Annotated in this window: 16 protein-coding genes; 5 read left to right on the top strand and 11 right to left on the bottom strand. The window is 41.7% G+C overall.

All coding sequences use genetic code 11. From position 1 onward, the window contains the following. The first annotated feature begins 273 nt into the window (after positions 1–273). Positions 274–1524: a methionine adenosyltransferase gene (metK, locus tag IQ234_RS09320; RefSeq protein WP_193956886.1), complete on the top strand. Its 1251-nt coding sequence runs from the start codon at positions 274–276 to the stop codon at positions 1522–1524. Positions 1525–1861: 337 nt separating this feature from the next. Here the strand turns inward: metK and IQ234_RS09315 are convergent, their stop codons facing one another. From IQ234_RS09315 to IQ234_RS09290, 6 genes are all read right to left on the bottom strand, one after another. After that, complete coding sequence (locus tag IQ234_RS09315; protein WP_193956885.1) at positions 1862–2644, bottom strand: hypothetical protein; 783 nt, start codon at positions 2642–2644, stop codon at positions 1862–1864. Further along, positions 2641–3861 (bottom strand): hypothetical protein, encoded by a 1221-nt coding sequence (locus tag IQ234_RS09310; RefSeq protein ID WP_193956884.1) that lies wholly within the window; start codon positions 3859–3861, stop codon positions 2641–2643. Before IQ234_RS09310 ends, IQ234_RS09315 begins: the two co-directional genes overlap by 4 nt. A gap of 5 nt (positions 3862–3866) precedes the next feature. After that, positions 3867–4259 (bottom strand): MerR family transcriptional regulator, encoded by a 393-nt coding sequence (locus IQ234_RS09305; protein WP_193956883.1) that lies wholly within the window; start codon positions 4257–4259, stop codon positions 3867–3869. A gap of 85 nt (positions 4260–4344) precedes the next feature. Beyond that, positions 4345–4899 (bottom strand): phycobiliprotein lyase, encoded by a 555-nt coding sequence (locus IQ234_RS09300; protein ID WP_193956882.1) that lies wholly within the window; start codon positions 4897–4899, stop codon positions 4345–4347. Between the two features lie 744 nt (positions 4900–5643). Next, positions 5644–6603, bottom strand: a complete 960-nt coding sequence (locus tag IQ234_RS09295) for a GDP-mannose 4,6-dehydratase (protein ID WP_193956881.1) — start codon at positions 6601–6603, stop codon at positions 5644–5646. Positions 6604–6617: 14 nt separating this feature from the next. Then, positions 6618–7538, bottom strand: coding sequence for a glycosyltransferase family 2 protein (locus IQ234_RS09290; protein WP_193956880.1), 921 nt, complete (start codon positions 7536–7538; stop codon positions 6618–6620). Between the two features lie 159 nt (positions 7539–7697). On the opposite strand from IQ234_RS09290, the gene folB reads away from it, so the two are divergent. Continuing rightward, the gene (folB, locus tag IQ234_RS09285) at positions 7698–8054 is read left to right on the top strand and encodes a dihydroneopterin aldolase (RefSeq protein WP_002755742.1); all 357 of its coding nucleotides are present in this window, start codon (positions 7698–7700) and stop codon (positions 8052–8054) included. Here the strand turns inward: folB and IQ234_RS09280 are convergent. Next, a complete protein-coding gene (locus tag IQ234_RS09280) occupies positions 8041–8583 on the bottom strand; it encodes an NADPH-dependent FMN reductase (RefSeq protein ID WP_193956879.1) in 543 nt (180 codons plus the stop codon). The two genes, folB and IQ234_RS09280, sit on opposite strands and share 14 nt — an antisense overlap. A gap of 162 nt (positions 8584–8745) precedes the next feature. On the opposite strand from IQ234_RS09280, the gene IQ234_RS09275 reads away from it, so the two are divergent. Further along, positions 8746–9072: an antibiotic biosynthesis monooxygenase family protein gene (locus IQ234_RS09275; RefSeq protein WP_002759792.1), complete on the top strand. Its 327-nt coding sequence runs from the start codon at positions 8746–8748 to the stop codon at positions 9070–9072. On the opposite strand, the gene IQ234_RS09270 is transcribed toward IQ234_RS09275, so the two are convergent. The 3 genes from IQ234_RS09270 to rseP form a co-directional block, all read right to left on the bottom strand. After that, on the bottom strand, positions 9069–9677 hold the full coding sequence (locus tag IQ234_RS09270) for a rhomboid family intramembrane serine protease (protein ID WP_104396021.1): 609 nt from the start codon (positions 9675–9677) through the stop codon (positions 9069–9071). The genes IQ234_RS09275 and IQ234_RS09270 overlap by 4 nt on opposite strands. Before the next feature lie 83 nt (positions 9678–9760). Further along, positions 9761–10417, bottom strand: coding sequence for an endonuclease III (nth, locus tag IQ234_RS09265; protein ID WP_193956878.1), 657 nt, complete (start codon positions 10415–10417; stop codon positions 9761–9763). Next, the gene (gene rseP / locus IQ234_RS09260; protein ID WP_193956877.1) at positions 10417–11508 is read right to left on the bottom strand and encodes an RIP metalloprotease RseP; all 1092 of its coding nucleotides are present in this window, start codon (positions 11506–11508) and stop codon (positions 10417–10419) included. Before rseP ends, nth begins: the two co-directional genes overlap by 1 nt. Positions 11509–12035: 527 nt before the next feature. On the opposite strand from rseP, the gene IQ234_RS21945 reads away from it, so the two are divergent. Together IQ234_RS21945 and IQ234_RS09250 are read left to right on the top strand one after the other, a co-directional pair. Continuing rightward, positions 12036–12152, top strand: a complete 117-nt coding sequence (locus tag IQ234_RS21945) for a hypothetical protein (protein WP_228008441.1) — start codon at positions 12036–12038, stop codon at positions 12150–12152. A 363-nt stretch (positions 12153–12515) separates the two neighbouring features. Next, a complete protein-coding gene (locus tag IQ234_RS09250; protein WP_002747500.1) occupies positions 12516–13106 on the top strand; it encodes a PAP/fibrillin family protein in 591 nt (196 codons plus the stop codon). Positions 13107–13244: 138 nt separating this feature from the next. On the opposite strand, the gene IQ234_RS09245 is transcribed toward IQ234_RS09250, so the two are convergent. Beyond that, on the bottom strand, positions 13245–13516 hold a 272-nt coding region (locus tag IQ234_RS09245; protein ID WP_193956876.1), incomplete at its 5' end, for a tetratricopeptide repeat protein.

The raw sequence follows: 13516 nt of genomic DNA, 5'->3' as shown, positions 1-13516 counted from the left end.
CGGGGATCGGTCATTAGTCAACCCCTTAAAGAAATAAAAATTTTTTTGGCCAGTTTGTTTCAAGTCGTTCAAGATTCTAAGTTGTCCTCTACAATGGAATTAGCGGAGACGAAAGTTTCCGTTCACTCCTCACACCACACTCCGTCCGGACAATGTTCGGGCGGTTTCTTATTGAAAATACTAGATCTCTACAAATTCCCTGTTACACTGTATGATCAAAGATTTCTTGGAATCTTTTTACGTTCAAATGTACTACTATGTGAGGGACATCACTTGTCTAAACGTTATTTGTTCACCTCCGAATCGGTTACAGAGGGACATCCCGATAAAATTTGTGACCAGATTTCTGATACTATTCTCGATGCTCTGTTATCCCAAGATGACCACAGTCGTGTAGCGGCTGAAGTGGTTGTCAATACAGGGTTAGTCTTGATTACTGGTGAAATCACCTCGAAAGCACAGGTTCACTTCGTCGATTTAGTTCGCAAGAAAATCGCTGAAATTGGCTATATCAACGCCGATAACGGCTTTTCCTCCAATAGCTGCACCGTTTTAGTCGCTTTAGACGAACAATCTCCCGATATTTCCCAGGGTGTCACGGCTGCGCAGGAAAATCGCGAACTTCTCAGCAATGATGAACTCGATAAAATTGGTGCGGGAGACCAGGGTATTGTCTTCGGTTTCGCTTGCAATGAAACCCCCGAATTTATGCCCTTACCGATTAGTTTAGCCCACCGCATCGCTCGCCGTCTAGCGGCAGTCAGAAAAACGGGTGAACTGTCCTATCTGCGTCCCGACGGCAAAACGCAAGTATCGGTCATTTATGAAGATGGTCGTCCCGTGGGTATCGATACTATCCTTGTTTCTACCCAACACGATGCTAGTATCGGCGATATCACTGATAATGATCTCGTCCAACAAAAGATTAAAAGTGATCTCTGGAAAGCGGTAGTAGAGCCAGTTTTCAGCGATTTAGAGATTAAACCCGATGCCAATACCCGTTATCTGGTTAATCCCACCGGAAAATTCGTCATTGGTGGACCCCAAGGCGACGCGGGATTAACGGGACGGAAAATTATCGTCGATACCTACGGTGGCTATTCTCGTCACGGTGGCGGCGCTTTCTCCGGTAAGGATCCTACCAAAGTCGATCGCTCTGCGGCCTATGCTTGCCGTTATGTGGCTAAAAATATCGTCGCTGCTGGTTTGGCCGATAAGTGCGAGATTCAAGTGGGTTACGCGATTGGGGTAGCTCGTCCGGTGAGCGTCTTTGTGGAAACCTTTGGCACTGGCAAAGTCGCCGATGATGTGATTCTGGACTTAATCAATAAATACTTTGAACTCCGTCCGGCCGGCATTATCCAAACCTTTAACCTGCGCGGTTTACCTAGTGAAAGAGGCGAGCGTTTTTACCAAGATGTGGCCGCTTATGGTCATTTTGGTCGCAATGATCTCGATTTACCCTGGGAAAAGACCGATAAAGCCGCTATCCTCAAAGAAGCTTTGACTTCTGTGGTAGTATAGGGTTAGAAATTAACTGCAATTTTTGATTGAGGAGTAGAGTTTCAGGCTCTATTCCTTTTTTGATGTAAAGGACAAAACCTTTCAATGCTTTATACTATAGCAAAGAGCGGGGTGGTTAGGACAATCAATCGCTGAAACCCTTGACCGATAAGAGTTTGAAAATTGAAAGCGTCCTAAATAACCCATTTTTTGCCATAAATCCGTTGAGTATAGGCTACTTATGAGGACAGGAAAAAGGCAAGAGGCAAAAGGGTGAATAAATAATCAGTTTTTAATAACCAGATTTAGTATCATAATGGCATCCTATCACCTGAAGATTAATCTTCAGTTTACTAGGCTAAAATCCGAAAGAATAACCAATTTTTAGCTTTAACTGACTTTGGTCATGGCTATTAGTGGCAATATCTCCCTCAATACCGAAATCGATCACACCTTGACGATTAATTTGCTGACGAATTCCCATACCAGTGCGAATTAAAGCCCCACCATTACTATTATCACTGGTAATTACGCCCAATTCTGCTAGAAAAGTGCGATCAAAACGTTTCGGATAACCAATCGGTCGCGAATAACCGAGAATGGCAGCGGGTAAAAAAGATCGATCGCCGTTATCGGGGTCAGTTTTTATGTTTAAATCGAGATTAAAATGCAAGCGATCAAATTGACCGACAGTTTTACTGGCAATTCCCCGCAGACGAAAATCTAATCCACTAGCATTATTTCCCGTCGGTAATCCCACATCGGTACGAATAGCAAAAGCAGGAACATTATCGTATTCGCGATTGAAATTATAGAAAAAACCTACGGATAAATTCCCCACATCAAAATCCGTGTCATCACTATTAACTCGTCCTCCCACTTGTGGATCAATACCGATAATAATATGACCATTACGAATAATACCATTGAGGTATTCAATATCAAATTCACCACCGACATTGCTGTTTTCAGGAAAGACTAACCCAGTACCAAATTCTATAGATTGTTCTCCAAAACCGAGACTTTCAGCATCATCAAAAGAAAGGGGACGACCAGAATCCAGATTATTATGATCGTTGGCAAAAACTGGATTAGTTAAACTAACGACTAAACTCACAGCAATTAATAAAAATCTTCTCATTTTCTCGGTTCCTCTTGAGCATTGCTATGGTCAGGTTTTTTCTCCGTATTAGGAGGGATTTCTGGAGAGTGATTTTCGTGGTTATGGTGTTGGTGATCTTCTCCCTCATGTCCCTGAGAATCATCAGGTTTTTTCTCGGAATTATCAGGATTTTCGTGATTATGACCTTCGTGAGAAATATCTGCTGGCATTAATCCCATACCCGGAATTCCTGACTCAAAACGATGATCATGTAGTCCTTCACCACCATAATTTTTTCCTGCTTCCATTTCCCGATGATTAGCAGCCATTACTAACCAAATAGCGCGGGTAATTTGTTCGTATTTTTGTTGGGGAGTTAGCCAATCTGATGCCAGAATATCATTAACCATATCGTGCAACATATGCAGGTTATCGAAGGTGTTAGATATTGCGGGAAAACGTCGGGCAAACTTGGGACTAAGTTCGGCAAACATGGGCATAAAAGCTCGATCGGTGCGATACAATTCCTGACTATGGTATTGTTTGCCCACCTGTTTATAAGCTTGTTTTTGTTCTTCTAGCGTCTTTTCATAGAGCAAGTCATACATTGTTCCTTGTAACCAATGGTAGCCCCAAAATAAGCCATTTACTTTCGGATATTTCTGCCGAAAAGCTTTAGAATAGGGCTGGGAATCCAGATAACCCATATTCATCGGTAATCCAGTAATAGCATAGGGAACTTTTGTCAAGTAAAATTGATATAATTTTTCAATTTCTGCTTCTTTTTCCTCGTTGGTTAATTTGCTGCTGGCTAAAACATCAACGGTTTGAGCATGGAAAATATGCGCCCACTCGAAGACCTGTTCTAAAACGCCGTATTTTCTGCCAAAAGTTGGGGAAATATTGCCCTCGTCGGGCATAAATTTAGGCGGATTTTTTAAAACCCAATTAATTTTTTGGTATGTCTTAGTTTCTAAATCTTTCGCTTTTCCTGTTACGATATCTTCGTAAGCAAAGGCATGACCAACAGCGATCGCATTTAAGTCTAAAGCTAAATCTCTGACATTATAAATTGCATTATTATAAACCCCTCTTTGGGGATAAATATGATTACGTTGCTTGTTATACATCCAAGCTGGTATATTGTCAGAAATTGCTTGTAAAGTATGAGGTTGAGGTGAACCAAGATGTAAATGTTGAGCAATGACAGGAGTAGAAATCAGTGCTACAGTTACCAATAAAATTAACTTTTTCATGATAGTTAAACCTTGAGATTAGGGCAAATAAATTGATCGTTTTTTACAGGTGTATCCGTCCATCCTTGCAGGGTTTCGGTTAATTGTTGACGCAATAAAAGCAATTGTTCCACTTGTTTATCGATCTCAGCAATATGTTTAATTAATTTTTCCTGAATATCTCCACAGGGTAATTCTCCATGGTCATGAATTACTAAACATTCGCGGATCTCTTGCAGACTCAAACCCAAGGACTGCAATCTTTTGACAAATAGCAAGCGATGGACAGTATCGGGAGTAAATAGGCGAAATTGTCCCTCTGTCCTCTCAGGGGACTGAATTAGTCCTAATTCTTCGTAATAACGAATTGTTTTAATCGAAACACCACTTTCTAGGGAAAGTTGACCGATTTTGAGCATTATTTTTGCTCCTTAATCCTATCGTTACTCCATGATAAAATCTCCCCTTGACTGGAGAATCAAGGGGGGAGAAGAAATATTTTTTTTAACTGACTTTACACTCAACCCCAAAACCGACCAAGAGAACTTTTTCTAAGGGTTCCCCCTCCTGGGGACGTTGATAGTTAATAATTTTGCGAATTCGCAGGTCTGGATTGATTAAAGTAATTGAATCCACGGAAACACTGCGAGTATAATTGGTGGTCATTAATAACTCTCTGGTGGTGGAATCAAAGCGAAAAGCGGAGATAATTGGTCTTGCTTCTTCGTAGGCGCGATCGCGAAGATAATCCCCTTCTAAATAACCGTTATTTTCTGTTTTAACCACAAATAAAAGATTAAGATTTTGTCGCACTTCTTCTCCTTTTTCCGAGATGGTATAAAAACCTAAATTAAACCCCGGAATACTTTCTAAATCCGCAATATCAGCATAGTGATTATCTGTCAGAACTTTCTGTTTAATCTCCCTGGTGAGGGGTTGAATGAGAAATTCAGTGCGGGAACGTTCCACTTCTTGAGCAGCTAGATAATGATAGGTTCTTTCGGTTTGCCAACTACCGACACAATAGGCAAAAAATTGCTGAAAAATTTCGGTATTCATAGATTTAATTTTCCTCTTATCAGTATCTTAATTTTAATTTATTTTATCAGTAACTTGCTCAATATTTTCAAAACCATAACAATCTCGAACTAGATAAAGTACTGACGATAATTTTTGAGAATTTCTGCACAGTTTTTTGTTCATAGCGACGCAGAAGAGGAAGGTAGGGACTATCCCGGAATTCTTGACTAGAAACCCCGATTTCTAATTAAATTTTGCAGGTTTGATATATATAGGTAACTATGTAGATAAATTACTGTCCTAATTTGCTTTTTACATTGGGGACGAATATAAATTTTATTAGCACTATTTTCACTGGTAATTACTGAGAATTTTTGACTATTAACTGCCCTATCTATCCAGTTTTGCATCTCTTGTTGCAGGATTGAGCTAATCTTTGCAGTTTAGCAATTATTCCAGTTTTGGCATCTCGAGTACGGGTAAAAATTACCAATTCACTAACAAATTTACCTAACTTTTCTACCTCCTCATTGCTAATACTAAATTCGTTTATTAAAAACTGATTATTTATTCCCCCTTTTGCCTCTTTCCCTCTGCCTCTTGCCTCTCCTCATAAGTAGCCTATGCTCAACGGATTTAGTATAACATCAGTATTAGGCTGAACGATGACAGTAATATCATGATTTTTGCTGAGATACTTGAGTAAATTAAAAGTTCTGCCCTGAGTTTCTCCTTTGCTGGGTGGATAGGGAAAGGTGGAACTAATCATTAAGATATTCATAGCTATTTCCCTAAACGATTTTCCACCATCATGCGGACAATATCGGTCATTTTGTATCTTGCTTGCCAACCTAATTTTTCCTTAGCTTTGCGGGGATTACCGCGACTAATAGCTAAATCTGTTGGTCTTAATAAACTTCGATCGGAAATTACATGATCTTGCCAATTTAAACCAACAGTAGCAAAAGCTGTGGCGACAAAATCCTCTAGTTTTGAACTTTTTCCCGTGGCAATGACATAATCATCGGGTTGCTCCTGTTGCAGCATTAAATACATCGCTTCAACGTACTCCGGCGCCCAACCCCAATCCCTTTCAATATCCATATTTCCTAAGTGTAAAGTCTCGGGATTTCCTTGGGCAATTCTAGCCACGGCAGCGATAATTTTTTGGGTAACAAAGCGCTCGGGACGTAGGGGAGATTCATGATTGAAAAGTATGCCTGAACAGGCAAAAATTCCGTAGGCTTCTCGATAATTAGCCACTTCCCAAAAAGCCGCCGATTTGGCCACAGCGTAGGGACTGCGAGGACGAAAAGGGGTATTTTCATCGGCAGAATTATCGCCGATATCCCCGAAACACTCACTCGATCCCGCATTATATAATTTAATTTTTGCTCCGGTAAATCGAATTGCTTCTAAGAGATTTAAGGTTCCCGTGGCAATACTTTCTAAGGTTTCCACTGGCTGCTCAAAAGATAAACCCACAGAACTTTGTCCAGCCAAATTATAGACCTCATCGGGCTGAATTTTAATTAACACCTGTAGGACACTGCGAAAGTCATTCAGTGACATTGATTCTAGTTTTACCTGTTCCTTGATTCCCAAACGTTTCAGGTTGCTAAAAGAGGACATTTGGGCATCGCGGGAGGTGCCACAAACTGTATAGCCTGCTTTTAACAGTAATTCGGCTAGGTAGGCTCCATCCTGCCCCGATATACCACAAATTAACGCTTTTTTACCCATTTATTTACAATAATTTACTTTTGCGGAGTTAACATCGCCTTGACGGCTTCGCTTAAATAACCGATTTGTCCATAGGCATAGAGAAGATTATCAAAGCTTTTAGCAGGATCATTGATAAATTTGACAGATTTAACCAATCCTCTCACCAATCGCTCACCTCCTCGCCCAAATTGAGCCAGTCCCGTTCTTCCTGCCACTTCTTCCCGGTAGTGTTCGCTGATGCCTTGCCACCAACTGCGACGCATAAACCATTGACGATTGATTCTTTCTGGGGCAACATTGTGTTCCACCAGTGCTGCGGGAAAATAGCCCACTTGCCATCCCTGGGCCAGTGCCAGTTCTGTAGTGTATAATTCCTCGTTAGAGAGAAGTTTTTTGCCGATTCTTCCCAAATTAGGATCAAAACCGCCAATATTCTCCAAGAAATCCCGCCGAATTGAGTAATTAACCCCTCGCGGAGTTAAATCCGCTTGGCTGATATATACCACATTGTCGCCCAAATCGAAAGCCCCTAAACTCCCTGCTAACTGATCGGATAACCAATTGGGTTGACTGTAGCCCGGCGGCCAAATTAAGGTGACTTTTCCCCCTGCTACTGCCAGTTTTTCGTTATTTTCGTAGGCATTTAACAGAATTTGCAACCATTGAGGACTAGCGATCGCATCGTCATCCAAATAAGCTAAAATAGGTGCTCTAGTTTCCTTGGCCCCGCGATTTCTGGCGGTAGATAGCCCTAAAATAGGTTCGTAAACATATTTTAGGCGCCCATCTCCCAGACGCGACTCGGCCACTTGACGGGTTTTATCGGTAGATGCGTTATCAACCACTAAAATCTCACAATCTGGGCAGGTTTGCGCCAAAAGACTATCGATCGCTCCCTCTAGGTAGTGATCGCGGTTGTGGGTACAGATAATCCCTGCTATTTTAGGAGCCATGGCTATCAAGGTTACTCATTTAATACCCTAAAACTTAACATTCCTTTGCAAAAATGTAAAAATACTTGAGGAGACTTCCAGACTCCGAGATTGCTTTTTACTTATAGAGTTTCTCGTAAATTTGTGACCAACGCTACCAGTTTTTTAATTTAACTATCTATGGATACTATTCACGTTACAGGAATTCGTGCCTACGGTTACACAGGATATCTGGCCGAAGAACAGGTTTTAGGTCAATGGTTTGAGGTGGATTTATCCCTAGAAGTTGATATCAGCATTGCTGGCAAAAGTGACGCAATTGAAGATACCCTAGATTATCGACAGGCGATCGAAATTGTCAAACACCAGATTGAAACCGGCAAATTTGCCCTAGTGGAAAAATTGGCCACAGTCATCGCTGAGGATATCCTACAACTCGATCGAGTGCGACAGGTAAGAGTACAATTATCGAAACCCGCCGCCCCAATTCCCCATTTCACTGGTAAAATCACCATCGATATTACTAGATCCCGTTGAGTTTACGCGTATTATCGACTAAACTTGCAGCAAAAGCGTCAAAACGTTGGGAAAGCTTCTCGTCAAGGATTTTTCCGTCTTCGTTGAAGACTTTCCACGCTTGTCCTAAGCTAATTTGTTCGGGAATTACCCAAGCATGAACCCAACGGAGAATAATTCTTAAATCATTTAGGGCGTTACTATTGGATTGGCCGCCTAAAACACTGATTAACCCCGCAACCTTTCCCGATAACTCCTCAAAACTCATTAAATCTAGGGCATTCTTCATCACACCACTCACACTGCCATGATATTCCGGTGTCGCCAAAATTAATCCCGCTGCCGATTTAACCGTTTGCTGCATTTTGGCCACATCGGGATAGTCACAATAGTCATCTCCCCCGTTACAGAAGGGTAAAGAGAGTTTTCTCAGGTCAATTATCTCCGTTTCTACTCCTAACGCCCCTACTCGACTGATAGCAACTTCTAACGCCATCGCACTATAGGATCCTGGGCGTAAACTGCCATTAATACCAACGATTTTGATCATAGAATTTATACGAACTCATAACGACTACATATAAGCTAACAAAAAAAAGAGACAATTGGGGCAAGCTTAGTTAAAAAAATATGTCGATGGGGCAGGGGGAGCGATCGATCTAAGTTTTAATAGGAGTAGAAAGAAAGATTTATTCCATTTCCCCTGATTGCCATGCCAGAATTTCTCGATTTTCTCAAACATAAATATGCCTATGTGGCTATTGGTGAATTTAAACCGGGGTGTTTTTCCGAGGCCCAAAAACTCTACGAAAAGGCCGTTTCCACCTATTCTACGGGATTCCAGGGGGCTTTTCTGTTGCAAAAACCCGGAACCGACGAAGGAATTGCCGTAATTATCTGGGATAAAATCGATGATATGGAGGCAAATAAAAGCGAAGCCCATGAATTATTGCTGAAATCCATGGCTCCTCTATTTGCGAAACCGCCTGTCACCGATTTTTACGAAGTATGTAGCGAGATAGAAGGTTCCCCCATTTAAGAATAATGTTTCTTTTCGGTGGCGATTAATTTGGCGGCTAAAACCCCGCCTAGAAAACCGAATAAATGTCCTTGCCAAGAAATCCCCGGACGGGAAGGCAAAACGCCCCAAATTGTGCCACCGTAGAGTAAAAAGACTAGAATTGACAAGAGTATAGAAGGAATATTTCTCTGGAAATAGCCCCGCAGTAATAAAAAACCTAAATAGCCAAAAATCAAGATACTTGCCCCGATATGGATGGATCCGGGAGCAGCAAATAACCAGACTCCTAACCCCCCCACCAGCATAGTTAACCCAGTCACAATAAAAAAGTCACTGGTTTCCTGTAACATCACCAACCAACCGAGAATCAGGAAAGGAACCGTATTAGCAATAAGATGGGGAAAGTCCCCGTGTAGGAAAGGTGCGAAAAGAATACCCCGCAATCCGATGACTTGATGGGGAATAATCCCGAAATAGTCTAAACTGCCCCGAAAAACAAATTGATCTAAAATCTCTAACAGCCAAAAAATCGCCACAAAGGTAGCGAGGATTATTGCTTGGGTTTTTATTTCTTGCCGTGATCCTTGACTCATAAGATTGATGGATGAGTTATTTTTTCCCATTATAGCCCCCCACATCAGTTATCAGTCATCAGTTATCAGTTATCAGTGATTCAGTTATCAGTTATCAGGTGTGAGTTTACAGTTTACTGTTTACTGTTTGCTGTGGGACAAAGAGGGGCTAATTGACAGGAAAAACAAGCGGGATTTCTCGCTTTACAAACCGCCCGGCCGTGGTAAATAATACTAATAGAAAAAGTTTCCCAATCTGGTTGAGGTAGTAAAGCCATTAAATCCCGTTCAATTTTCACCGGATCGTTATTAGTAGTTAAACCCAAACGATTACTTAAGCGCTTAACGTGGGTATCTACTGTCACCCCCTCAATAATCCCGTAAGCGTGAGCGAGTACCACATTAGCCGTTTTTCTAGCTACTCCGGGTAAAGTTAATAATTCTGCCATTGTCTTGGGTACTTCCCCCTGAAAATCCTTGAGGATTTTTTGACAAGCACCCTGAATATTTTTAGCTTTATTGCGATAGAATCCCGTGGAACGAATCAGGGTTTCTAACTCCTCTCGCTCGGCAAAAGCTAAGGATTTAGCATCGGGAAAACGAGCGAATAAAGCAGGAGTCACCTTATTTACCCGCTCATCAGTGCATTGTGCCGAGAGAATAACTGCCACCAATAACTGCACGGGAGTTTGATAATTTAAGCTACAGGTTGCCTCTGGATATAATTGCTTTAAGTTGCTTAAAATCTCTAGGGCGTGCAGTTGAAGCTGAGTTTTTTTTCGAGGAGCCATCACTGGAATAAATCCTGAAAAACTGCTAGGTTAGCTGTGTCGCGCACGATTAAGAAAACTCCCAATCCTAAGAGTAAAACTAGACCTGTTTGCATGATGTTATCTTGCAGTTTAGTTGGGAGAGGTTTACCTACTAAAGCCTCGATTAATAAAAATACCAACTGACCACCATCAAGAGCAGGTAAAGGCAGAATATTAATCACCGCTAAGTTAATACTAATTAGGGCGGCAAATTGAAAAAGATTACCCGCATCATTACGAGCGATCGCGGCTCCGTATTCGACAATTTTAACTGGTCCTGCTACCTGTTGAACACTGTCTTTAAAGTTACTAACTAACTGCCCAAAACCTTGAACGGTTAATAGGGTTAGTCGTTGAAATTCACCCGCACCTAAACTAAAAGCTTGACCAAAACTATCGGCTTTCATGCGAGTTTCTTCACCGTTGGGAGCCAATTTAACACCAATTTTACCCTGACCATCACTTCCCAATTCCGGAGTAACGATTAAATCGAGAGTTTCTGTGGGGCGTTTGATGGTTAATTTTAGGGGTTGATTGGGGGAAGATTGAATAATGTCACGGAAGTCAATAATGGCATTTTGAGAAGCACCAAGGGGCTGATCATTGATAGCGAGAACGATATCACCCGCTTGTATTCCCGCTTGTTTAGCGACGGAATTTTCCGAGGTGAAAACCTCTGGAATAATTACCCCTTCTTGATAGTTAATTTGGGGAAAACCCACGGTAGCGACTTGGGTAACAAGCAAAAAATAGGCAAAAATTAAATTAGCAATTACTCCGGCACTAATGACGATAGCTCGATCGAAAACAGGACGATTGCGTAATAAATCAGGATCGTTATTGGGAATTTGACTATCGGGATCGTCATCGGGAAAACCAACGTAACCCCCTAAAGGAATGGCGCGGAGGGCGTATTCTGTTTCTTTACCTTGATATTTAGCTAAAGCTGGACCAAAACCGATGGAAAAGCGATTAACATGGATAGATTGCCAACGAGCAGCGGCAAAATGACCTAATTCGTGAACGACAATTAATAGGGCAAGTACACTGATCGCTATTAAAACTGACATGATGATCAAAATATAATGAATTAGCTTTTGTTAATTGTAAGCGATCCTCCCCGGCAGATTGCAAAAAATCTTTAGTTATCGCTAATTTTTCGATCATTTATGGTAAAAGAGATCTTAACCGCCTAATCTGACCCGACGGAGAGCGATCGATGCCTTTGAGTGAACGCGCCCAGCAATTAATCCCAAAAGCGAAAATCATCAGTTTCGCTAAGGGACTTGCGTGGGAATAATATCCCAGCCAGAAAATCGCAAGTCCCTTAGCTGCGGAGGTGCTCTAAGGCTCTCCCCCTACTTAGAGTGATCAGCAAACCTGAGCGCTCGGAGGGCGCAAGCATTGCGCCCCTAAAGTAACCAATTTTGTCCACAATGTAGGGGCGAACTGCGTTCGCCCAAAAGGTACATTATCAAAGCGCAAGTCTCTAATTAGCCCTATCAGCAAGCAGCGATCGCTATTTGGCAACAAGCGGATGATCAAACTCGCTATCTCAGTGATAGGGATTTAGATACTATCAGTACCATTACGGGCGATGATTTCGGGGTTAGAAGCCTTAAAACAATACGGTTTAGATCATTTTAGTGACTCAGAAAAAACCGCAATTGCTCCCTATTTCGCTCACTTAATTACGGTTATGAAAAAGTTTTAAAACCGGGGCATTTAATCCGTGTTAAAATAGTGAGGCCAACAGTTAAAAATGCCGCTCACCGAGGTTAAAATCCCGTTGAAACTCTCAAATCATCGGCGCGAGTAAACCTCTTGGAACCACCAAAAACCTCGATCGAGTACCTAGCGGGTCGAGGCAGTTTATAAAAGTAAGGGAGATTAAACCTCTTGCATAATTAATTTTTGAGGGTTCAAAAACGGTACAAATAAGGATTAAATTGCATAAAATCTTTAAATAGACTATTTAATTGATTATTATTCATTCTTAATTCTCCTGGCTACTGACTACTGGCTACTGACTCCTAACCCTAACAACAATTTTTGATTTTTACAAGAGGTCTATTCTATGGATGCCAAAGCGAAATTACTGGAGTTGATCGCTGGTAGAAATCGCGGACTCCTGGCCACGGAAAGCGACCGCGTGCGGATTTTAGCGGCGATCGAACAATTGGAGGATCACAATCCCCATCCTCATCCCCTCGAAGTTAAACAACTATTAGGGGGCAATTGGCGTTTACTATTCACCAGCAGCCGCGACATTCTGGGACTAGATCGCCTACCTTTTTTTCAATTAGGGCAAATTTATCAATATCTCGACCTGAACAAGGCAAAACTCTATAATATTGCTGAAATTACTGGCGTACCTTGGTTAGAAGGAGCAGTGATCGTCGCCGCTACCTTTGAACCCACCTCCGAGCGTCGAGTCATGGTCAAATTTGAGCGATCGATCCTCGGTTTGCAACGTTTTCTCAATTATCATTCTCCCCAAGAATTTATCGACGCGATCGAAAGTGGCAAAAAATTTCCTCCCCTCGATTTTTCTTTCAATAATCGCGAACAAAAAGGTTGGCTTGATATCACCTATCTCGATGAAGATCTCCGCATCGGCCGCGGCAGCGAGGGCAGCGTCTTTATTCTCGCTAAGGAAAAAACCTAACTTAAGATATGTCGGGAGTCAGGAGTCAATTATGTCTAGCTACCACTTATAAGCAATCAAGTCCGCTAATTCCTATCATTAAAACAAGCAAAAGTCAAGGGGTAAGCAACAAATTTTTACTTGATCGCAACTGGTTAATTATAATCTCCGAATTGCCTGATCGCACTTTTGAACATCCGCTGCTAACCCCAATGCTTGATATAATTCCCGCGCTTGAAGATATGCTTCTTTCGCTTCCGATATACGATCGAGTTTATAGTAGGTAAACCCCAGATTAAACCAAGATTTCGCTTCAACCCCCCGATTACCGATTTCCCGTGTGATTGCTAAAGACTGTTGATAAAACTCGATCGCTTTTTGGTATTCTCCTAGGGAATAGTAAACATTACCTAAATTATTGTAGGAATTCG

This window comes from Microcystis aeruginosa LEGE 91341, from assembly GCF_015206885.1.
Lineage (GTDB): Bacteria > Cyanobacteriota > Cyanobacteriia > Cyanobacteriales > Microcystaceae > Microcystis > Microcystis aeruginosa_H.
The sequence above is the reverse complement of the archived record's forward strand: the minus strand, read 5'-3'. Positions and strand labels throughout refer to the sequence as shown.

Coding starts and splice junctions, on each gene's coding strand:
- IQ234_RS09315 (WP_193956885.1), bottom strand. CDS start 2,644: ATGAGAAGATTTTTATTAATTGCTGTGAGTTTAGTCGTTAGTTTAACT.
- IQ234_RS09310 (WP_193956884.1), bottom strand. CDS start 3,861: ATGAAAAAGTTAATTTTATTGGTAACTGTAGCACTGATTTCTACTCCT.
- IQ234_RS09305 (WP_193956883.1), bottom strand. CDS start 4,259: ATGCTCAAAATCGGTCAACTTTCCCTAGAAAGTGGTGTTTCGATTAAA.
- IQ234_RS09300 (WP_193956882.1), bottom strand. CDS start 4,899: ATGAATACCGAAATTTTTCAGCAATTTTTTGCCTATTGTGTCGGTAGT.
- IQ234_RS09295 (WP_193956881.1), bottom strand. CDS start 6,603: ATGGGTAAAAAAGCGTTAATTTGTGGTATATCGGGGCAGGATGGAGCC.
- IQ234_RS09290 (WP_193956880.1), bottom strand. CDS start 7,538: ATGGCTCCTAAAATAGCAGGGATTATCTGTACCCACAACCGCGATCAC.
- folB (WP_002755742.1), top strand. CDS start 7,698: ATGGATACTATTCACGTTACAGGAATTCGTGCCTACGGTTACACAGGA.
- IQ234_RS09280 (WP_193956879.1), bottom strand. CDS start 8,583: ATGATCAAAATCGTTGGTATTAATGGCAGTTTACGCCCAGGATCCTAT.
- IQ234_RS09275 (WP_002759792.1), top strand. CDS start 8,746: ATGCCAGAATTTCTCGATTTTCTCAAACATAAATATGCCTATGTGGCT.
- IQ234_RS09270 (WP_104396021.1), bottom strand. CDS start 9,677: ATGGGAAAAAATAACTCATCCATCAATCTTATGAGTCAAGGATCACGG.
- nth (WP_193956878.1), bottom strand. CDS start 10,417: ATGGCTCCTCGAAAAAAAACTCAGCTTCAACTGCACGCCCTAGAGATT.
- rseP (WP_193956877.1), bottom strand. CDS start 11,508: ATGTCAGTTTTAATAGCGATCAGTGTACTTGCCCTATTAATTGTCGTT.
- IQ234_RS21945 (WP_228008441.1), top strand. CDS start 12,036: ATGATTTCGGGGTTAGAAGCCTTAAAACAATACGGTTTAGATCATTTT.
- IQ234_RS09250 (WP_002747500.1), top strand. CDS start 12,516: ATGGATGCCAAAGCGAAATTACTGGAGTTGATCGCTGGTAGAAATCGC.